18 protein-coding genes and 4 tRNA genes are annotated in these 19,476 nt (G+C 71.5%); 18 read left to right on the forward strand and 4 right to left on the reverse strand.

Going from position 1 to position 19,476, the window contains the following annotated elements:
- The first annotated feature begins 82 nt into the window (after positions 1-82).
- Positions 83-1,042, forward strand: a complete 960-nt coding sequence (locus ITJ44_RS00145) for a sugar-binding transcriptional regulator (RefSeq protein ID WP_194632797.1) — start codon at positions 83-85, stop codon at positions 1,040-1,042.
- 57 nt (positions 1,043-1,099) lie between these two features.
- On the opposite strand, the gene ITJ44_RS00150 is transcribed toward ITJ44_RS00145, so the two are convergent.
- Positions 1,100-1,172, reverse strand: a tRNA-Val gene (locus ITJ44_RS00150).
- Positions 1,173-1,451: 279 nt separating this feature from the next.
- Here ITJ44_RS00150 and ITJ44_RS00155 point away from each other — a divergent pair.
- The 16 genes from ITJ44_RS00155 to ITJ44_RS00230 all read left to right on the forward strand — a co-directional run bounded on the left by ITJ44_RS00155 (position 1,452) and on the right by ITJ44_RS00230 (position 15,464).
- A tRNA-Gly gene (locus tag ITJ44_RS00155) sits at positions 1,452-1,523 on the forward strand.
- Between the two features lie 50 nt (positions 1,524-1,573).
- Positions 1,574-1,644: transfer RNA gene (locus tag ITJ44_RS00160), tRNA-Cys, on the forward strand.
- 13 nt (positions 1,645-1,657) lie between these two features.
- Positions 1,658-1,732: transfer RNA gene (locus ITJ44_RS00165), tRNA-Val, on the forward strand.
- Between the two features lie 162 nt (positions 1,733-1,894).
- The gene (thrS, locus tag ITJ44_RS00170) at positions 1,895-3,949 is read left to right on the forward strand and encodes a threonine--tRNA ligase (RefSeq protein WP_194632798.1); all 2,055 of its coding nucleotides are present in this window, start codon (positions 1,895-1,897) and stop codon (positions 3,947-3,949) included.
- A gap of 44 nt (positions 3,950-3,993) precedes the next feature.
- Positions 3,994-4,536, forward strand: coding sequence for an HIT domain-containing protein (locus tag ITJ44_RS00175; RefSeq protein ID WP_194633995.1), 543 nt, complete (start codon positions 3,994-3,996; stop codon positions 4,534-4,536).
- 13 nt (positions 4,537-4,549) lie between these two features.
- Positions 4,550-5,452 carry a pyridoxal 5'-phosphate synthase lyase subunit PdxS gene (pdxS, locus tag ITJ44_RS00180; protein ID WP_104234828.1) on the forward strand — a complete coding sequence of 301 codons (903 nt, stop codon included), beginning with the start codon at positions 4,550-4,552 and terminating at the stop codon, positions 5,450-5,452.
- Positions 5,442-6,071, forward strand: coding sequence for a pyridoxal 5'-phosphate synthase glutaminase subunit PdxT (pdxT, locus tag ITJ44_RS00185; protein ID WP_194632799.1), 630 nt, complete (start codon positions 5,442-5,444; stop codon positions 6,069-6,071). The genes pdxS and pdxT overlap by 11 nt, the downstream gene beginning before the upstream one ends.
- A gap of 76 nt (positions 6,072-6,147) precedes the next feature.
- Positions 6,148-6,915: a YebC/PmpR family DNA-binding transcriptional regulator gene (locus ITJ44_RS00190; protein ID WP_194632800.1), complete on the forward strand. Its 768-nt coding sequence runs from the start codon at positions 6,148-6,150 to the stop codon at positions 6,913-6,915.
- Between the two features lie 51 nt (positions 6,916-6,966).
- The gene (ruvC, locus tag ITJ44_RS00195; protein ID WP_194632801.1) at positions 6,967-7,575 is read left to right on the forward strand and encodes a crossover junction endodeoxyribonuclease RuvC; all 609 of its coding nucleotides are present in this window, start codon (positions 6,967-6,969) and stop codon (positions 7,573-7,575) included.
- 16 nt (positions 7,576-7,591) lie between these two features.
- Complete coding sequence (ruvA, locus tag ITJ44_RS00200) at positions 7,592-8,221, forward strand: Holliday junction branch migration protein RuvA (RefSeq protein WP_194632802.1); 630 nt, start codon at positions 7,592-7,594, stop codon at positions 8,219-8,221.
- Entirely contained in the window at positions 8,218-9,297 is a 1,080-nt protein-coding gene (gene ruvB, locus ITJ44_RS00205) for a Holliday junction branch migration DNA helicase RuvB (RefSeq protein WP_194632803.1), read from the forward strand. Before ruvA ends, ruvB begins: the two co-directional genes overlap by 4 nt.
- A 76-nt stretch (positions 9,298-9,373) precedes the next feature.
- The gene (gene yajC, locus ITJ44_RS00210; RefSeq protein WP_228494449.1) at positions 9,374-9,757 is read left to right on the forward strand and encodes a preprotein translocase subunit YajC; all 384 of its coding nucleotides are present in this window, start codon (positions 9,374-9,376) and stop codon (positions 9,755-9,757) included.
- A gap of 130 nt (positions 9,758-9,887) precedes the next feature.
- Positions 9,888-11,696 (forward strand): protein translocase subunit SecD, encoded by a 1,809-nt coding sequence (secD, locus tag ITJ44_RS00215; protein ID WP_194632805.1) that lies wholly within the window; start codon positions 9,888-9,890, stop codon positions 11,694-11,696.
- Positions 11,696-12,706: a protein translocase subunit SecF gene (gene secF / locus ITJ44_RS00220; RefSeq protein WP_194632806.1), complete on the forward strand. Its 1,011-nt coding sequence runs from the start codon at positions 11,696-11,698 to the stop codon at positions 12,704-12,706. The genes secD and secF overlap by 1 nt, the downstream gene beginning before the upstream one ends.
- Positions 12,703-13,062, forward strand: coding sequence for a rhodanese-like domain-containing protein (locus tag ITJ44_RS00225; RefSeq protein ID WP_194632807.1), 360 nt, complete (start codon positions 12,703-12,705; stop codon positions 13,060-13,062). The genes secF and ITJ44_RS00225 overlap by 4 nt, the downstream gene beginning before the upstream one ends.
- Positions 13,063-13,214: 152 nt before the next feature.
- Positions 13,215-15,464: a bifunctional (p)ppGpp synthetase/guanosine-3',5'-bis(diphosphate) 3'-pyrophosphohydrolase gene (locus ITJ44_RS00230; RefSeq protein WP_194632808.1), complete on the forward strand. Its 2,250-nt coding sequence runs from the start codon at positions 13,215-13,217 to the stop codon at positions 15,462-15,464.
- Here ITJ44_RS00230 and ITJ44_RS00235 read toward each other — a convergent pair.
- The 3 genes from ITJ44_RS00235 to ITJ44_RS00245 all read right to left on the reverse strand — a co-directional run bounded on the left by ITJ44_RS00235 (position 15,443) and on the right by ITJ44_RS00245 (position 17,901).
- The gene (locus tag ITJ44_RS00235; protein ID WP_194632809.1) at positions 15,443-16,057 is read right to left on the reverse strand and encodes a type IV toxin-antitoxin system AbiEi family antitoxin; all 615 of its coding nucleotides are present in this window, start codon (positions 16,055-16,057) and stop codon (positions 15,443-15,445) included. The genes ITJ44_RS00230 and ITJ44_RS00235 overlap by 22 nt on opposite strands.
- A gap of 93 nt (positions 16,058-16,150) precedes the next feature.
- The gene (locus ITJ44_RS00240) at positions 16,151-17,383 is read right to left on the reverse strand and encodes a DUF349 domain-containing protein (RefSeq protein WP_194632810.1); all 1,233 of its coding nucleotides are present in this window, start codon (positions 17,381-17,383) and stop codon (positions 16,151-16,153) included.
- Positions 17,384-17,589: 206 nt separating this feature from the next.
- Entirely contained in the window at positions 17,590-17,901 is a 312-nt protein-coding gene (locus ITJ44_RS00245) for a dioxygenase (protein ID WP_194632811.1), read from the reverse strand.
- Between the two features lie 73 nt (positions 17,902-17,974).
- Between ITJ44_RS00245 and ITJ44_RS00250 the strand changes: the two genes are divergently transcribed.
- Complete coding sequence (locus tag ITJ44_RS00250) at positions 17,975-19,411, forward strand: replication-associated recombination protein A (RefSeq protein WP_194632812.1); 1,437 nt, start codon at positions 17,975-17,977, stop codon at positions 19,409-19,411.
- Positions 19,412-19,476 lie beyond the last annotated feature (65 nt).

Genomic DNA, 19,476 nt, shown 5'->3' on the forward strand with positions numbered 1-19,476 from the left:
CGTGGTGCGCGTGCTGTGCGACCATCATCCGCCCGCGAACGGATCTCGCGAAGCCCGTGCACGGATGTGCAACCATGACCGGATGGTCGACGGCATCGCGCACGAGCGCACCCAGGACGCCCTGCGCGCGGCGCACCTCTACTACATGCAGGACCTGACGATGGAGGCCATCGCCCGGGAGCTCGGCAATAGCCGCTCGTCGGTCTCCCGGCTCCTCTCCTTCGCCCGGGAGACGGGGCTCGTCGACATCCAGATCCGCTCGCCGCTCGACCTCGCCACGGTCCTGGGGGAGCAGCTGCACGAGCGGTACGGCGTGGTCGCGCACGTCGTGCCGGTGCCCGACCAGACGAGCGACGTCGACCGCGTGGACCGGGTGGCCCTCTCGGCTGCACGGATGCTCACCCAGTACGTCGACTCGAACATGGTGGTGGGTGTCGCGTGGGGGTCGACCGTGAGCGCGGTGAGCCGCTACCTCGTGCCGAAGCCCACGCACAACACGCTCGTGGTGCAGCTGAACGGCGCGGGCAACGTGCGCACCACGGGGATCATGTACGCGAGCGAGATCCTGCGCCGCTTCGGACAGGCCTACGGCGCGACCGTGCAGCAGTTCCCGGTGCCGGCCTTCTTCGACGACCCGGCGACGAAGCAGGCGCTGTGGCGCGAGCGGAGCACGAAGAGGGTGCTCGAGCTGCAGGAGCGGATGGACATGGTGCTGTTCGGCGTCGGCTCCCCGGTCGCCCTCGTGCCGAGCCACGTCTACTCGGGCGGCTACCTGGAGAGGTCGGACCAGCGCGCGCTCGATGCCGACGGCGTGGTGGGCGACGTCTCCACCGTCTTCTTCCGGGAGGACGGGTCGTCCGCCGACATCGCCATCAACGCACGGGCGAGCGGCCCCGACCTGGCGACGATCCGCAGGGCTCCGCGGCGTGTGTGCGTGGTCGCCGGCGCGTCCAAGGCGCGCAGCGTGCGCGGGGCCCTGGCCGCCGGGCTCGTGACGGACATCGTGCTCGACGAGGGGACGGCGCGCGCGCTGCTCGCGTGACAGGAGGAACCCCGGACGCCGCGGGATGGACCTGCGCGGGGAGATGCAATGCTGCGGTGGGCGATACCGGACTCGAACCGATGACCTCTTCCGTGTGAAGGAAGCGCGCTACCAACTGCGCCAATCGCCCGTGCTCGCACCGCGGACGGTGCGGATCCATGATGCCATACCGCGGGGGCGCTCGCGGTCACGGGGCGGAGGTCGCGACGCCCCGTGATCGCTCCGTCGCGACACGCCCGGGTCGTCGAGGAGCGCGCCTCCACCCGATCCGCGTGAACACGGGGAGAACGACGCGCGAGCCGGCCGCCCGGGGTGCTCGCACGGGCGTCGTTTTGCACCGGCGACGGGAGATCGGCTAGAGTCATCGAGCACGCAGGGTTGCCGGGAAGCCGGGAGCAGGGCGCGAAATGCGGATGTGGCGCAGTGGTAGCGCATCACCTTGCCAAGGTGAGGGTCGCGAGTTCGAATCTCGTCATCCGCTCGAACAGGGGCCCCGAAGGGGGTCCCTTTCACAAGGTGGGAACCACCGGTGGTGGGGTGGCCGAGAGGCGAGGCAGCGGCCTGCAAAGCCGTCCACGCGGGTTCAAATCCCGTCCCCACCTCGAGCAAGAGCATGAGCGATTGGCGCAGCGGTAGCGCGCTTCCCTGACACGGAAGAGGTCGCTGGTTCGATCCCAGTATCGCTCACCACCAGAAGGCCCCGGGAGACCGGGGCCTTCTGCTTTTCCCGGCCCACCCGAGGCGTCGTCGGGGCCGGCCCATCGAGTGGATCCGCGCTCCTGGCGTCGAGGAGGCGCGGTCGCGCGCCGGTAGTCTGGGTCGGTTCCGTCCCCGTCCCGCAAGGAGCCCTCAGTGGTAGACGCCGCCCAGCCCGAGATCCATGACGAGGCCGCGCCCGCGGAGACGACCGGGCAGCCGGTCGAGGCGACGGAGGCGGGTACCGGGTTCACGCTGTTCTCCGACCGTGCCGTGGTCGCGATGCGCATCGGCGGGGAGCTGAAGGACCTCGCGGCCGAGGTCGCTCCGGGCGACGTCGTCGAGCCCGTCCGCATCGACTCGCCCGACGGCCTCGCGATCCTCCGCCACTCGGCCGCGCACGTCATGGCGCAGGCCGTGCAGCAGATCAACCCGGAGGCGAAGCTCGGCATCGGGCCGCCCGTCACCGACGGCTTCTACTTCGACTTCGACGTCGCGGAGCCGTTCACCCCCGAGGACCTCAAGGCCATCTCCAAGAACATGGAGCGCATCGTCCGCCAGGGGCAGCGCTTCACGCGCCGTGTGGTCACCGAGGACCAGGCCCGCGAGCTCATGGCCGACGAGCCGTACAAGCTCGAGCTCATCGGCCTGAAGGGCGGATCCAGCGAGGAGCTCGGCGAGGACGGCGAGTCCGTGGAGGTCGGCGGCGCCGAGCTCACGGTCTACGAGAACGTCGACGGCAAGACCGGGGAGGTGTTCTGGCACGACCTCTGCCGCGGCCCGCACCTGCCGAGCACGCGCATGGTCGGCAACGGCTGGGCATTGTCGCGCGTCGCCGCCGCCTACTGGCGGGGATCCGAGAAGAACCCGCAGCTGCAGCGCATCTACGGCACGGCGTGGCCGACCAAGGACGAGCTGCGTGCGTACCAGGGCCGCATCGAGGAGGCGCTCAAGCGCGACCACCGCCGCCTCGGCGCCGAGCTCGACCTCTTCTCCTTCCCGGACGAGATCGGATCCGGCCTCGCGGTCTTCCACCCCAAGGGCGGCATCATCCGCCGCGAGATGGAGGACTACTCGCGCCGTCGCCACGAGACGGCCGGCTACGAGTTCGTCTACTCGCCGCACATCACGAAGTCGAACCTGTTCGAGACGAGCGGCCACCTCGACTTCTACAAGGACGGCATGTTCCCCGCCATGCACCTCGACGAGGCGCGGAACGACGAGGGCGAGATCACCCGCCAGGGCGCGGACTACTACCTCAAGCCCATGAACTGCCCCATGCACGTGCTGATCTACCGGTCGCGCCAGCGCTCGTACCGCGAGCTCCCGCTGCGCCTGTTCGAGTTCGGCACGGTCTACCGCAACGAGAAGTCGGGCGTGATCCACGGCCTCACCCGCGTCCGCGGCATGACGCAGGACGACGCGCACATCTTCACGACCCGGGAGCGCATGGCCGACGAGCTGAAGGGCACGCTCGAGTTCGTGCTGTCGCTCCTGCGCGACTACGGCCTCGACGACTTCTACCTCGAGCTGTCGACGAAGGACCCGGAGAAGTTCGTGGGCTCCGACGAGGTGTGGGAGGAGGCGACCGAGACGCTGCGCCAGGTCGCGGTCGACACGGGCCTCGAGCTCGTGCCGGATCCTGCCGGCGCCGCGTTCTACGGCCCCAAGATCTCGGTGCAGGCCCGCGACGCCATCGGGCGCACGTGGCAGATGTCCACCATCCAGCTCGACTTCAACCTGCCCGAGCGCTTCGGCCTCGAGTACACGGCGAACGACGGCACGCGGAAGCAGCCGGTGATGATCCACCGCGCCCTGTTCGGGTCCATCGAGCGCTTCTTCGGCGTGCTCACCGAGCACTACGCGGGCGCGTTCCCCGTGTGGCTGTCGCCCGTGCAGGTCGTCGGGATCCCGGTGGCCGAGGACTACGAGGCGTACCTCGGCGGCGTCCTCGACCGGCTGCGGGAGGCGGGGGTGCGCACGCAGCTCGACACCTCGGACGACCGCATGCCGAAGAAGATCCGCACCCACACCAAGCTCCGCGTGCCCTACCAGCTGATCGCGGGCGAGGACGACCGGGCCGCGGGATCCGTGAGCTTCCGCTTCCGCGACGGAACCCAGGTCAACGGCGTGCCGGTCGACGAGGCCGTCGAGCGGATCACCGGCGCCATCGCGCGTCGCGAGCAGGTGGTGACCGCGTGGCCCGCCTGACGATTTCGGACCACGAGTCCGGGGGAGAGGACGAGCGGGCCGAGGTGCGCGTCGACGACCCCGGCCACCTCGCGGGTGTGCCCGACGAGTTCCAACGCCTCTGGACCCCGCACCGCATGGTGTACATCGAGAAGGGCCAGCAGCCGGACCGCGACGAGTGCCCGTTCTGCATCGCGCCCTCCATGTCGGACGAGGACGCGCTCATCGTCGCGCGCGGCGAGCGTGCTTACGTGCTGCTCAATCTCTTCCCCTACAACAGCGGTCACCTGCTCGTCTGCCCGTACCGTCACATCGCGACGTACGACCTCGCGACCCCCGAGGAGGTCGCCGAGATCGGGTCGCTCACGCAGACCGCCATGCGGGTCGTGCGCGAGGTGTCGCGGAACGACGGCTACAACATCGGCATGAACCAGGGGCAGGTGGCGGGCGCCGGCATCGCCGAGCACCTCCACCAGCACATCGTGCCGAGGTGGGGGCAGGACGCCAACTTCCTGCCGATCATCGCGAAGACCAAGGCGCTGCCGCAGCTGCTGGGCGACGTGCGCGCATCCATCGCCGCCGCCTGGCCCGCCCCGGCGGCCGAATAGGATAGGGACCACAATGACTGACACCAACACCACCGGACAGGTCGGCTCGAGCCGCGTCAAGCGCGGACTCGCGGAGATGCTGAAGGGCGGCGTCATCATGGACGTCGTCAACGCCGAGCAGGCGCGCATCGCGGAGGACGCGGGAGCGGTCGCCGTCATGGCCCTCGAGCGCGTGCCAGCCGACATCCGCTCGCAGGGCGGCGTCGCCCGCATGAGCGACCCCGACCTCATCGACCAGATCAAGGCCGAGGTCTCCATCCCCGTCATGGCGAAGGCCCGCATCGGCCACTTCGTCGAGGCGCAGGTCCTCCAGTCCCTCGAGGTCGACTACATCGACGAGTCCGAGGTGCTGAGCCCGGCCGACTACGTGAACCACATCGACAAGTGGGGCTTCACCGTCCCCTTCGTCTGCGGTGCCACGACGCTCGGCGAGGCGCTCCGACGCATCACCGAGGGCGCGGCGATGATCCGCTCCAAGGGCGAGGCCGGCACGGGCGACGTCTCCGAGGCCACCAAGCACATCCGCACCATCAAGTCCGAGATCCGCGCGCTCAGCGCCCTCACGCACGACGAGATCTACGTCGCCGCGAAGGAGCTCCAGGCGCCGTACGACCTCGTCCTCGAGGTCGCGAAGACGGGACAGCTGCCCGTCGTCCTCTTCACCGCGGGCGGCGTCGCCACGCCGGCGGACGCCGCGATGATGATGCAGCTCGGAGCCGACGGCGTGTTCGTCGGATCCGGCATCTTCAAGTCGGGCAACCCGGTCGCGCGCGCCAAGGCCGTCGTCACGGCGACCGCGCTGTTCAACGACCCCGACGCCATCGCCGAGGCGTCGCGCGGGCTGGGCGAGGCCATGGTCGGGATCAACGTCGCCGACGTCCCCGCCCCGCACCGCCTCGCCGAGCGTGGCTGGTAGCACCCCGGCTCCGCACGGCGACGGCCCGCTGGTCGGCGTCCTCGCGCTGCAGGGGGACGTCCGCGAGCACGTCCGCGTGCTCGAGGGCTTCGGCGCCCGGACGCGGCTCGTGCGCCAGCCGAAGGACCTCCCCGGCCTCTCCGGGCTCGTGATCCCGGGCGGCGAGTCCACCGTGATGGACAAGCTCTCCCGGCAGTTCGGGATCGCGGGGCCGCTGCGTGCGGCGATCGACGACGGCCTCCCCGTCTACGGCACCTGCGCGGGCCTCATCATGCTGGCCGACGAGATCGTCGACGCGATCCACGACCAGCGGAGCATCGGCGGGCTCGACGTGTCGGTGCGCCGCAACGCGTTCGGATCCCAGACCGCGTCCTTCGAGGTCGACCTCGACGTCCCGGCGCTGGGGGCCCCGCCCGTGCACGCCGTGTTCATCCGCGCGCCCGTGGTGGCCTCGGTCGGCCCCGCCGCGTCGGCGCTCGCCTCGCTCGAGGACGGCCGCGTCGTCGCCGTGCGGCAGGGGTCGCTCCTCGGCACCTCGTTCCACCCGGAGGTCACGGGCGACCTCCGGTTCCACCGCCTCTTCCTCGACATGGTCGAGGACGCGGGCCGCACCCTCTGACCTCTCCGGTCGTCGGCGGCGTGCCCCGATGGTCCATCATTGACAGCGAGCAGACGCCGCGTAAGGAGAACCACCCGTGTCCGGACATTCCAAGTGGGCGACCACGAAGCACAAGAAGGCGATCATCGACTCGCGGCGCGCCAAGTCGTTCGCGAAGCTGATCAAGAACATCGAGGTCGCCGCCAAGATCGGCGGCGCGGACATGTCCGGGAACCCGACCCTCGTCGACGCGGTGCAGAAGGCCAAGAAGACCAGCGTCCCGAACGACAACATCGACCGTGCGGTGAAGCGCGGCGCGGGCCTGCTCGGCGAGGTCGTCGACTACCAGACGATCATGTACGAGGGCTACGCCGCCAACGGCGTCGCGATGCTCGTCGAGTGCCTCACCGACAACAAGAACCGCGCCGCCGCCGAGGTCCGCACGGCCATGAGCCGCAACGGCGGCACGATGGCCGATCCGGGCAGCGTCGCCTACAACTTCCACCGCAAGGGCGTCATCGCGGTGCCGCACGCCGAGGCCCCCAGCGAGGACGACGTCCTCGCGGCCGTGCTCGACGCGGGCGCGGAGGACGTCACCGACCACGGCGAGGTCTTCGAGATCCGCTGCGAGCCGTCGGACATGGTCGCCGTGCGCCAGGCGCTGCAGGAGGCGGGGATCGACTACGACTCGGCCGACGTGGAGTTCGTGCCGCAGGTGAAGGTCGAGGTCGACATCGAGACCGCGCGCAAGGTGAACAAGCTCGTCGACGCCATGGAGGACCTGGACGACGTCCAGAACATCTACGTCAACAGCGACGTGCCCGCCGACGTGCAGGCCGCGCTGGACGACGAGGACGAGGAGTAGGACCCCATCGCCGGGGCGCGGGGGAGCGGCGCGGCGGTCTCCGGGCCGTCCGTGCGGATCCTCGGGATCGACCCCGGCCTCACCCGCTGCGGCGTCGGCGTGGTGGACGTCTACGCCGACCGGACCGCGCGGCTCGTCGACGTGCAGGTCGTGCGCACGAGCCCGACGGCCGAGCTGCACCACCGGCTGCTCGCGGTCGGCGACGGCATCGAGGAGCTCGTGGACCGGCACCGGCCGTCCGTCGTCGCCATCGAGCGCGTGTTCGCGCAGGACAACCTCTCCACGGTGATGGGCGTGGCCCAGATCACGGGTGTGGCCCTGGTGGGCGCGGCCCGGCGCGGGCTCGACGTCGCGCTGCACACGCCGAGCGAGGTCAAGGCCGCCGTCACCGGGTACGGGCAGGCCGACAAGAGGCAGGTCGCGACGATGGTCGCGCGGATCCTCGGCCTCGACGAGCTGCCCACGCCCGCCGATGCGTCCGATGCGCTCGCGCTCGCGATCTGCGCCGGCTGGCGCGCGGGGATGTCCCGGGCGGGCATCGCGGGGACCCCGGAGCCCGCGGCGCGCACGTCCGCGCCGGACGCCGTGGCGGGAGCGGGACCGACCGCGGCCCAGGCCGCGTGGCTCGCGGCCGAGCGTGCGCAGCGGGGTCGGCGCTAGCTCGTAGGGTGGGGGCGTGATCTCCTCCCTCCGCGGCACCGTGCTGTCCGTCTCCGGTCAGACCCTCCTGCTGGAGGTGCACGGGGTGGGCTACGGCGTCTCCGTGACGCCGCGGCACGCGCTCGAGCTGCGGCACGGATCCGAGGCCACGGTGCTCACGTCGCTCGTCGTCCGCGAGGACTCGCTCACCCTCTTCGGCTTCCCGGGCCCGGACGAGCTGCGGGCGTTCGAGCTCCTCTGCGGCGTCACGGGCGTCGGCCCGAAGTCGGCCCTCGCGGTGCTCGAGCACCTGGATCCGGAGGCCATGGCGCAGGCCGTCGCGACCGAGGACGACGCGGCCTTCCGCCGCGTCTCCGGGATCGGCCCCAAGACCGCCAAGCTCATCGTCCTCCAGCTCGCGGGCAAGCTGTTCGTCACGCAGCCGCGCGCGCGCTCGTCGGCATCGGCCGCGTCGACGGTCACGGCCGACGTCGTCACGGCCCTCATCGGCCTCGGCTGGTCGGAGCGCGTCGCCCGCACCGCGGTCGACGACGCCGTGGCCGCGGCGGCCGAGCAGGGCCAGCCCGCCGACATGCCCCGCTTGCTCCGCGTGGCGCTCGGGATGCTCGGGCCCCAGCAGCCCGCGGGCGCGACGGCCGACCGGTGAGCGACCTCGCGCACGGCGACGCGTCCAGCCCCGTCCCCGAGTCCGACGCGGAGCTCGCCTTCGAGGGCGCGCTCCGTCCGCGGTCGCTCTCCGAGTTCGTGGGCCAGGTGAAGGTGCGCGGCCAGCTGGAGCTGCTGCTCACGGCGGCCGCGATGCAGAACCGCTCGCCCGACCACATCCTGCTCGCGGGCCCGCCCGGGCTCGGGAAGACGACGCTCGCCATGATCGTGGCGGAGGAGAGCCGCCGCCCCCTGCGGCTCACCAGCGGTCCGGCGATCCAGCACGCGGGCGACCTCGCGGCCGTGCTGTCGGCGCTGGTGCCGGGCGAGATCCTGTTCGTCGACGAGATCCACCGCATGGCGCGCTCCGCGGAGGAGATGCTGTACCTCGCGATGGAGGACTTCCGCATCGACATCATGGTCGGCAAGGGCGCGGGTGCGACCTCCATCCCCCTGGAGCTGTCGCCGTTCACGCTGGTGGGCGCGACGACGCGCTCGGGCATGCTGCCGAGCCCGCTCCGCGACCGCTTCGGCTTCACCGCGCACCTGGAGTTCTACGAGACGCACGAGCTCGAGCAGGTGATCGAGCGCGCCGCGCGCATGCTGCACCTGGAGATCGAGCACGAGGCCGTCGCGGAGATCGCCGGACGCTGCCGGGGCACGCCCCGCATCGCGAACCGCCTGCTCCGCCGGGTGCGCGACTACGCGCTCGTGCACGGGACCGAGGCGGGCCTCGCATCCGTGCGCGCCGCGCTCGATCTGTACGACGTGGATCCGCTCGGCCTCGACCGCCTCGACCGCGCGGTCATGCGCGGCATCCTCACGCGCTTCGGCGGCGGGCCAGTGGGGCTCAACACCCTCGCCGTGTCGGTGGGGGAGGAGGCGGAGACGATCGAGTCGGTCGTCGAACCGTTCCTCGTCCGCATCGGATTGGTGACGCGCACGCCCCGCGGCCGCGTCGCGACGCCGGCGGCGTGGGAGCACTTCGGCCTCCAGCCGCCCGCCGCCCCGGGGCCCCACGCCCGCGGCGCCGGGCCGTCGGCAGCTGCCGGGGCCCTCTTCGGCGATGAACTATGATTCAAGCTGGCCTCCCGCGGAACGTCGCCGGTTCGTCGTGTCCGTCACCTCCCAGCACCTGAAAGGCCCGTCCCGCATGGACCCGTTCACCCTGATCATGTTCGCCGTCCTGGCGCTGCTCATCTTCTTCATGTTCCGCAACAGCCGGAAGCGCCAGAAGGACCTCGCCGCGCTGCAGACGCAGATGGTCCCCGGTGCCGAGGTCATGACCGCGTCGGGCGTCTACGGCACGCTGGTCTCCTTCGACGAGGAGAACAACCTCGCCTACCTCGAGGTCTCGCCCGGCACGGTGCTGAAGCTGCACCGCCAGACGATCGCCCGCGTGGTCGAGCCGACCGTCGCAAACGACGCGTCCGAGCTCGTGGACGACGCACCGGCCGCGGACGTGGTCGACGAGACCGGCGCGAGCGACGTCTCCCGCCGCAGCGACGAGGGCGACGCCCCCACCGCGCGCTCCTGATCCTCCGAGCGGGCGGCCACCGGTCGCCCGCTCCTCCCGGGCGGCTCCCCGCCCGGACCCGCTCACACCCCTCCATCCGGAGCGCCGCGCGGATCCCGCCGGCCCACCGCGAAGAAAGTCGAGTGTCCAGGTGGCCAAATCGCCCACACCGGTACGCAAGGCCAGGCGCAAGCTCATCTGGCTGCTGGTCATCATCGGCCTCCTGGCCGCCGGAAACGCCGCCAGCGTGGCGTTCAGCAACGGGTCATGGGCCCCGAAGCTCGCGCTCGACCTCGAGGGCGGGACGCAGATCATCCTCGCGCCCCAGCTCGACGGAGCGTCCTCCGGGCCCACGAGCGAGCAGCTCGCCCAGGCGGTGTCGATCATCCGCCAGCGCGTCGACGCGAGCGGCGTCTCCGAGGCGGAGATCACGACGCAGGGCGGCAGCAACATCGTCGTGAGCCTGCCGGGCGAGCCCGACGCGGCCACCATGCAGCGCCTGCAGTCCTCCGCGAAGCTCGAGCTGCGCCCCGTGCTCATCGGCGCGGCCGGCACGGCGTCGGTCGCCCCGACGCCGACGCCCACGCCCACCGACGGATCGGCGCCCGCTGACGGGTCCACCCCCGCGCCGGAGACGCCGGCGGCGGAGGCCACCCCGGATCCCTCGACCCTCTCCGACGAGCCGACCGCGGCGCCCACGGGCCCGAGCGACGTCTCGTGGGTCACGCCTCGCCTCCAGGCCCAGTTCGCCGCCTACGACTGCGCGACCGCCCCGGAGAGCGACGGCCAGGCTGCCCCGGCCGACCGGGCGATCATCGCCTGCTCCGACGACGGCGCCGCGAAGTACGTGCTCGGCCCGGTCGAGGTCGACGGCAGCACCATCTCCGACGCGACGAGCGGCCTGCAGCAGTCGAGCCAGGGCGTCAGCACCGGCACCTGGTCGGTCAACCTGGTCTTCGACGGCGACGGCACGAAGCAGTTCGGCGACATGTCGACCCGCCTCATCACGCTCGAGTCGCCGCGCAACCAGTTCGCCTTCGTGCTCGACAACGAGGTCATCTCCGCGCCCGTCACGCAGGGCGTCGTCACGAACGGCAAGCCATCCATCACGGGCAACTTCACGCAGGAGAGCGCCAAGGCGCTGGCCGACCAGCTCAAGTTCGGCGCCTTGCCGCTCAGCTTCACGCTGCAGAGCTCGGACGTCATCTCGGCGACGCTCGGGTCATCGCAGCTCACCAGCGGCCTGATCGCGGGTCTCATCGGACTCGTGCTCGTGGTGCTCTACTCGCTCGTGCAGTACCGGGTGCTCGGCACCGTGACCATCGCGTCGCTCGTGATCGCCGCGGTGATCACGTACCTCCTCATCACGCTGCTCAGCTGGCGGGAGGGGTACCGGCTGTCGCTCGCCGGGGTGGCGGGGCTCATCGTGGCCATCGGCATCACGGCGGACTCGTTCATCGTCTACTTCGAACGCATCAAGGACGAGCTGCGCGACGGCCGCGGGCTCGTCTCGTCGGTCGAGCAGGGGTGGAAGCGCGCGCTGCGCACGATCATCGCGTCCGACACGGTCAACTTCCTGGCCGCTGCCGTGCTGTTCATCCTCGCGGTCGGCAACGTCAAGGGCTTCGCGCTCACGCTGGGGCTCACGACGATCATCGACCTCATCGTCGTCTCGCTCTTCACGCACCCGATCCTCCAGCTCCTCGCCGACCGGCCGTTCTTCGCCGAGGGCCATCGCATGAGCGGGCTCGACCCGCGTGCGCTCGGCGCCGTGTACCGCGGCCGTGCGACGTTCCGCACCCCCACCGCCACGGCGGGGCGCAACGCCGCCGCGGCCAAGGAGGCCGCGCGCCGGCAGACCATCGCCGAGCGCAAGGCCACCCAGGGCCAGGCGACCGGATCCACGAAGACCGCGACGATCGACGCACCGCGGGCCGACGACACGAGCAGGGACGACTGATGGCTGGCTTCTCCGAGTTCGGCAACGACCTCTACACGGGCAAGCGCTCGTTCGACATCGTCGGCCGACGACGCCTCTGGTACTCCATCGCGGCCATCTGCATCCTCGTCTCCGTCCTCGGTCCCCTCGTGCGCGGCGGCTTCACGTTCGGCATCGAGTTCACGGGCGGATCCGAGTACACCGTGAGCGGGGTGCAGTCGCAGTCGCAGGACATCGCGAGCGAAGCCGTCGCCACCGTCACCCCGGTGCCCGCCCGCGTGTCGTCTGTCGGATCCGACGCCGTCCGCGTGCAGACCGACCAGCTGCAGCCCGACGCCAGCTCGGCCGTCCGCCAGGCGCTCGCGACGGCGTACGGCGTCGAGACGTCCAGCGTCACGGAGTCGTTCATCGGGCCGTCGTGGGGCCAGGACATCACACGCCAGGCGCTCTGGGGCCTCGTGGTCTTCCTCGCGCTGGCGGCGCTCGTCATGTCGGTCTACTTCCGCACGTGGAAGATGTCCGTCGCCGCGATCATCGCGCTCCTGCACGACCTCGTGCTCACCGCGGGCATCTACGGCATCACCGGCTTCGAGGTCACTCCCGCTGCCGTGATCGGCTTCCTCACGATCCTCGGCTACTCGCTCTACGACACCGTCGTGGTGTTCGACAAGATCCGTGAGAACACCGCGCAGGACGGGCAGGAATCACGACGCACCTTCGGGCAGTCGGTGAACCTCGCCGTCAACCAGACGCTGGTGCGCTCGATCAACACGTCGATCGTCGCCATCCTCCCGGTCGGCTCGATCCTCTTCATCGGCGCCGTGGTGCTCGGGGCCGGCACGCTGCGGGACATCGCGCTGTCGCTGTTCATCGGCATCATCGTCGGCACCTACTCGACGATCTTCATCGCGGCGCCCCTCTACGCGCACCTCCGCCAGGGCGAGCCGAAGGTCAAGCGCGGCGACCAGCTGGCCGCCGCGGCGGCCAGCCGGGCCCAGGCCGAGCGCGCCGCCGTCACGGTGGAGTCGTGACCAGCGCGCAGGGCTCCGGCGTCCCCGAGGACCTCGACGCTGCCACGGCCAAGGCCCGAGCCACCACGGGGGACTCCTGGCTCCTGGACGTACGCGAGCCCGACGAGTGGGAGGCGGGACACTCCGCCCTGGCGCACCACATCCCGATGGGCGAGCTCGAGGCCCGCGTCGGCGAGATCCCGACCGACCAGCACATCGCGGTCGTCTGCCGCTCCGGGCACCGTTCCTCGCTCGCCACGCAGGGGCTCCTGCGCGGCGGATTCGCGGCCTCCAACATCACGGGCGGCATGCACGCCTGGTCGGAGATGGGCGGCGACGTCGTCACCGACGACGGGCAGCCCGGCCGCGTCGCCTGACCCGGGCCGCCTGGGCCTCGCCGGCCGCGCCGCGCGTGCGCGGCTGCCGTGGTCCTCGGCGCGCCCCCCGGGTGCCCGCCGGCCGTCCGTGGTCGGGAGCTCTCGAGCGCGGTGATAATTTGGTCTCCAGCACACGCCTGGGAGGCTGAACGATGACGGAGACGACCTCGAGCACGGCTTCCCTCCGGCGCCTGGTGCCCCGCCTCTTCTCCCGGGCGCAGCCCGCCGGGGCCGTCGAGCAGCTCATCCGCACCGCCCGCCTGCACCACCCGAAGGCCGACATGAGCCTCATCGAGCGGGCGTACGCCGTCGCCGAGCGGGCCCACGAGGGGCAGAAGCGCAAGAGCGGCGAGCCGTACATCACGCACCCGGTCGCGGTGGCGCAGATCCTGGCGGACCTCGGCATCGGCCCCAAGACCCTCGCGGCGGCGCTCCTGCACGACACGGTCGAGGACACCGAGTACACGCTCGACATGCTCCGCCACGACTTCGGCGACGAGATCGCGATGCTCGTCGACGGCGTCACCAAGCTCGACAAGCTGAAGTACGGCGACAGCGCCCAGGCCGAGACGGTGCGCAAGATGGTCGTCGCGATGTCGAAGGACATCCGCGTGCTCGTGGTCAAGCTCGCCGACCGCCTGCACAACGCGCGCACGTGGGGCTTCGTCGAGTCGGCGTCCGCGGAGCGGAAGGCCAAGGAGACCCTCGAGATCTATGCGCCGCTCGCGCACCGCCTCGGGATCTCGACCATCAAGTGGGAGCTCGAGGACCTCTCGTTCGCGGTGCTCTACCCGAAGATCTACGTCGAGATCGAGAACCTCGTGAAGCAGCGCACGCCGCAGCGCGAGGAGTTCGTGCAGCAGGTGATCGACAGCGTCAACGACGACCTGCGTGCCGCGAAGATCCGCGGCAAGGTGGCCGGACGTCCCAAGCAGTACTACTCGATCTACCAGAAGATGGTCGTGCGCGGGCGCGAGTTCGACGAGATCTACGACCTCGTCGGGATCCGCGTGCTCGTCGACTCGCTCCGTGACTGCTACGCCGTGCTCGGCGCGATCCACGCCAGGTGGACGCCGGTGCCCGGGCGCTTCAAGGACTACATCGCCACGCCCAAGTTCAACCTGTACCAGTCGCTCCACACCACGGTCATCGGGCCCAAGGGCCGGCCGGTGGAGATCCAGATCCGCACGCACGAGATGCACCAGCGCGCCGAGTTCGGCGTCGCCGCGCACTGGAAGTACAAGGAGCGCATGAACGGCGGGCGCGCCGCCGAGGTGTCTCCGCAGGGGGACACCGACCTCGCCTGGCTCGCGCACATCTCCGACTGGCAGTCCGAGACGGCGGATCCCGGGGAGTTCCTCGACTCGCTCCGCTTCGAGATCGGTGCGAAGGAGGTCTACGTGTTCACGCCGCACGGGAAGGTCATCGGCCTGCCCGCGGGCGGGACGCCCGTCGACTTCGCGTACGCCGTGCACACGGATGTGGGCCACCGCACGATGGGCGCCAAGGTGAACGGGCGGCTCGTGCCGCTCGAGAACCCCCTCGCCACGGGGGACGTGGTGGAGGTGTTCACCTCGAAGAACCCCGACAGCGGTCCGAGCAAGGACTGGCTCGCGTTCGTGAAGAGCGCTCGCGCGCGCAACAAGATCAAGCAGTGGTTCACCAAGGAGCGGCGCGAGGAGGCGATCGAGCAGGGCAAGGACGCCATCGCCCGGGCCATGCGCAAGCAGAACCTGCCGCTGCAGAAGCTGATGAACCAGGACGCGTTCTCGGACGTGGCCCAGAGCATGAAGTACGACGACGTCGCGGCGCTCTACGCCGCCGTCGGCGAGGGCCACGTCTCCACGCAGTCGGTGATCGAGAAGGTGCTCTCGTCCATCCAGGGCGACAGCGGCGGGGAGGCCGAGGAGGTCTTCGCCGTCACGCAGCGCTCGCGCGTGTCGCGGAACAGCGACTCGGGCGTGCTCGTGCGCGGGGCGCCGGACATCCTCGTGAAGCTCGCCAAGTGCTGCACGCCGGTGCCGGGCGACGAGATCATCGGGTTCGTGACGCGCGGCGCGGGGGTCTCCGTGCACCAGGCCAACTGCCACAACGTGGACTCGCTGCGGGCGGAGCCCGACCGCATGATCGAGGTGGAGTGGGCCCCTTCGTCCAAGAGCCTGTTCCTGGTGCACATCCAGGTGGAGGCGCTCGACCGCTCCGGCCTGCTCAGCGACGTCACGCGCGTCCTGTCCGAGCACCACGTCAACATCCTCTCCGCGTCCGTGTCGACGTCGTCCAACCGGCTGGCCATCAGCCGGTTCGTCTTCGAGATGGGTGACGTGACGCACCTGGACCGCGTGCTCAACGCCGTGCGTCGCATCGACGCGGTGTACGACGTCTACCGCGTCAACGGCGGCTGACGGGAAGCGCGCGGCTCTCCGGCCGTGTCATCCGGCGACGCGGTGCGGCGGACCAGGGCGTCGAGCCGGGACAGGGCGCGGCGCTTGTCGGGCAGCGCACCGGAGGAGGCGAGCAGCTCGCGCGCAGCAGCGTCCGTGACGCCGGGCAGCGTGAGCAGTCCTTGGCACGCGGCCTCGTGGGACGGCGTGAAGTCGGCGACCGTGCGCGCGATGTCGCACAGCGTGCGCAGCGGGGTCGTGACTCGGAGGCCGGCCAGCGTGGTCGTGTCCCGCTCGTCGAGCACCACCTCGCGGATGCGCACGTTGCGCAGCGCCGGCGGATGGCAGCGCGCGACGCTGTCCACGCAGTACTCGTGCGTACGCGGGGGCGTGCGGATGGCTCCGTGCACCCACGCCGCCGTCGACCGCTCCGCGATGAGGCGGGACGGGACCTGCGCCGCGAGCGCCGCGGCACGGAGCCAGGGCGAGGCGAGCTCGTCGACGGGGGAGTAGCAGGCGTCGACCTCGTACACCTCGCCGTCGAGGCGGGCCGAGCAGAGCTCGGCGAGCGGGAGGTCGAGGACGGAGAGGACCGGGGCGAGGCGGGGAGACATGGGCGCACCATGCCATCGCCCGCAGCCGGACGGACGACGGCCCGGGATCCTGTGGAGGATCCCGGGCCGTCGCCGTGCTGCGCAGGGGGCGCGCTAGGAGCCGAGCGCGTCCAGCCAGACGCGTCGGGCGGCGAGGGCCTCCTCAGCGTCCTTGATGCGCCGCGCGTCGCCGTCGGCCTTGGCCGCGTCGAGCTCGCGCTGGAGCTTGTCGATGGCCGCGCCGAGCTGCGAGGCGAGGCCCTCGGAGCGCGCCTTCGTCTCCGGGTTGTTCTTGCGCCAGAACTCCTCGTCCAGGGTGCGCACGTGGGTCTCGACCTTGCGGAGGCGGTCCTCGACGGTCTTGACGCTGTCGCGCGGCACGCGGCCGATCGCGTCCCACCGCAGCTGGACGGCGGTGAGCTTGTCGCGCGCCGCGGTGCGCTCCGTGATCTGCAGGATCGGCTCGGCCTCGTCGAGGAGGGCGAGCTTGGCCTGGAGGTTGGCCTGCTGCTCCTCGTCGTCCGCGGCGTCGACCTCGGCCTTGGCGCCGTAGAGCACGTCGCCCGCGGCCTTGAACTGGGCCCAGAGCGCGTCGTCGTAGCGCTTGCCCGCGCGCCCGGCGAGCTTCCACTCGTCGAGGAGCCGGCGATAGGCGGGGATCCCGCCGACGCCCTGGGGCTCGAGCGCGCGCGCCTGCTCGACGATGGCCTGCTTCTTCGCGCGGGCGTCCTTGTGGGCGTTGTCGAGCTCGGCGAAGAACGCCTTGCGCTCGGTGTCGATGGTGGAGCGCGCGGTGCGGAAGCGCTTCCACAGCTCGTTGGCGTCGTTCTTGGGGAGGCGCGGGCCCGTCTGCTGGTGCTGCTGCCAGCGGCCGAACAGCGCGTCGACCTCGGCGGTCAGCTGCTTCCACTGGACCTTCGAGAAGTCCTGCGTCGCGAGGCGCTCGGTCTCCTCGACGATCGCGGTGCGCTCGGCGATGGCGCCCTGCACCACCTGGCGCTGCTCCTCGCCCTGCTTCTCGGTGAGCTCGCCCACGGTCGCGGCGAGGACGTCGAGCCGTGCACGGAGGGCGGCGAGGTCGCCGACGGCGTTCGCGCCGTCCACGGCCTCGATGAGGTGCGCGACGGCCTTGGACACGTCGGCGGCCGGGGCGCCGCGCTTGGCGCGCTGCTCGAGGAGCGTCACCTGCCCCGCGAGGTCGGTGAACTTGCGCTGGAAGTACGCCAGCGCCTCCTCGGGGGTCCCGTCGGGGTACTGGCCCACGGCACGTTCGCCGTCGCCCTCGCGAAGGAAGACGGTGCCCGTCTCGTCGACGCGGCCCCAGGGGGTCTGATCGTTGTCAGCCACGGATTTCACCTTGTTCGTAGGACCGGCCGGACCGGTGCGGAGACGTGCACGTCAGCCTAGAGCACGCCCTCAGCGGGGGATCGTCCCGTGACGGGCGCTGGCCGACCTGTCGATCATGCCCCAGGGCGGGGCGGGCCTGCGCGGCTCGGCGCCGATCGGCCTCGCCTCGCAGACGCTCGTGAGGACCGGCTGGCCGGATCGGCGGCTCAGGGCGTGGGGGTCGCCTCCGGCGCGGGGGCGGGGTCGGCGGTCGGGGTGGCGTCCGGCGTCGCGGGCGCGGGGGCGTCGGGGGAGGCGGGGGTGGAGGACGACGGCACGGGTGCGGGAGCGCCCGGGCCCGCCTCGTAGGCGAGCTGCGCCCCGACCGCGAGCGCGGCGACGAGGACCACGGCGACGATCGCGAGCAGGTCGTCGCGACGACGGCGTCGGACGGAGCGGGCGTGGAGCTCCTGGCGGGCCGCGTAGCGGCGGAGCCGGGCCTGCGCCTCACGGGCTGCGCGGTCGTTCTTCGGGGCCACGGCGTCCTCACGGTCGGTCCCGCCCGAGGCGGCGGTACGGGAACCCTAGCCGGTCGCGCCTACCATCGAGATCATGACCGACACGCGACCGGGCCTCCGTTCCGGGGCGACGCCCCTGGCCGTCCGGATGCGTCCCCGCAGCCTCGACGAGGTCACCGGCCAGCGGCACCTCCTGACGCCCGGCTCGCCCCTCGTGAGCCTCGCCTCGGACGTGGCCGGGGAGCAGGGATCGGTCTCGATCATCCTGTGGGGCCCTCCCGGGACGGGCAAGACGACGCTCGCGCAGGCCATCGCGCACGGATCCAGCCGCCGCTTCGTCGAGCTCTCGGCGGTGACCGCCGGCGTCCGCGACGTGCGCCAGGTGATGGAGAAGGCGCTGAGCGACCGCGACCTCTTCGGCGTCTCGACCGTGCTCTTCCTCGACGAGATCCACCGCTTCACCAAGGCCCAGCAGGACGCGCTGCTGCCGGGCGTGGAGAACGGCTGGGTGATCCTCATCGCGGCCACCACCGAGAACCCGTCCTTCTCGGTCATCTCGCCGCTGCTGTCACGCAGCCTGCTGCTGACCCTCGAGCAGCTCGACGACGACGACCTCGGCGTCCTCGTGGACCGCGCGGTCGCCGACGACCGCGGCCTCGGCGGGCGGTTCGCGCTCGACGACGATGCGCGGGCCATGATCATCCGCCTGGCGTCCGGGGATGCGCGGCGCGCGCTGACGGCGCTCGAGGCGGCGGCGGTCTCGGCCCAGGCGGACGCGTCGGGCAAGGCCCGCGCCACGGCGGCGGACGACGACGACAACGAGGACGACGACGAGGACGACGCCGGCGAGGAGCGCGCGGGCGGCGGGGTCGCGTCCGCCGAGGATCCCGCGCCCATCCCCATCTCCACCGAGCAGGTCGCGCTCGCGGTCGACCGGGCGCTGCTCCGCTACGACCGCAACGGCGACGAGCACTACGACGTCATCAGCGCCTTCATCAAGTCGATCCGCGGATCCGACGTCGACGCCGCTCTGCACTACCTGGCCCGCATGATCGAGGCGGGGGAGGACCCGCGCTTCATCGCCCGGCGGATCATCGTCTCGGCCTCCGAGGACATCGGGCTCGCCGACCCGCAGGCGCTCGTCGTGGCGGTCGCGGCGGCCGACGCGGTGCAGCTCATCGGCATGCCGGAGGGACGGATCCCTTTGGCCCAGGCGGTCGTGCACCTCGCGACCGCGCCCAAGTCGAACGCGTCGTACCTCGGCATCGACCAGGCCATCGCGGACGTGCGCGCCGGCGCATTCGGCCGCGTGCCCCTGCACCTGCGCGACGCCCACTACCCGGGCGCGAAGCGGCTCGGCCACGGCGCGGGCTACCGCTATCCGCACGACGCGGACATCGGCGTCGTGACGCAGCAGTACCTGCCGGACGAGCTCGTCGGCCGCACGTACTACTCGCCCACGCAGCACGGGCATGAGCGGGACCTGTCCGCCCGGCTGGAGAAGCTCCGCCGCATCGTCCGGGGCGGGTGATCCTCGCGCGGCGCGGCCCCGGGATCACGGCGATCCCGTGCTACGCTTGCTGACGCCTCAATCGG

The organism is Clavibacter sp. VKM Ac-2873, from assembly GCF_015351075.1.
Taxonomy (GTDB): domain Bacteria; phylum Actinomycetota; class Actinomycetes; order Actinomycetales; family Microbacteriaceae; genus Clavibacter.

What these genes read in the sequence shown, in the direction of transcription:
- secF (WP_194632806.1), top strand. Translation starts at nt 11,696, where the DNA reads ATGGCTGGCTTCTCCGAGTTCGGCAACGACCTCTACACGGGCAAGCGC.
- pdxS (WP_104234828.1), top strand. Translation starts at nt 4,550, where the DNA reads ATGACTGACACCAACACCACCGGACAGGTCGGCTCGAGCCGCGTCAAG.
- ITJ44_RS00230 (WP_194632808.1), top strand. Translation starts at nt 13,215, where the DNA reads ATGACGGAGACGACCTCGAGCACGGCTTCCCTCCGGCGCCTGGTGCCC.
- ITJ44_RS00145 (WP_194632797.1), top strand. Translation starts at nt 83, where the DNA reads ATGGTCGACGGCATCGCGCACGAGCGCACCCAGGACGCCCTGCGCGCG.
- yajC (WP_228494449.1), top strand. Translation starts at nt 9,374, where the DNA reads ATGGACCCGTTCACCCTGATCATGTTCGCCGTCCTGGCGCTGCTCATC.
- ITJ44_RS00235 (WP_194632809.1), bottom strand. Translation starts at nt 16,057, where the DNA reads ATGTCTCCCCGCCTCGCCCCGGTCCTCTCCGTCCTCGACCTCCCGCTC.
- ITJ44_RS00250 (WP_194632812.1), top strand. Translation starts at nt 17,975, where the DNA reads ATGACCGACACGCGACCGGGCCTCCGTTCCGGGGCGACGCCCCTGGCC.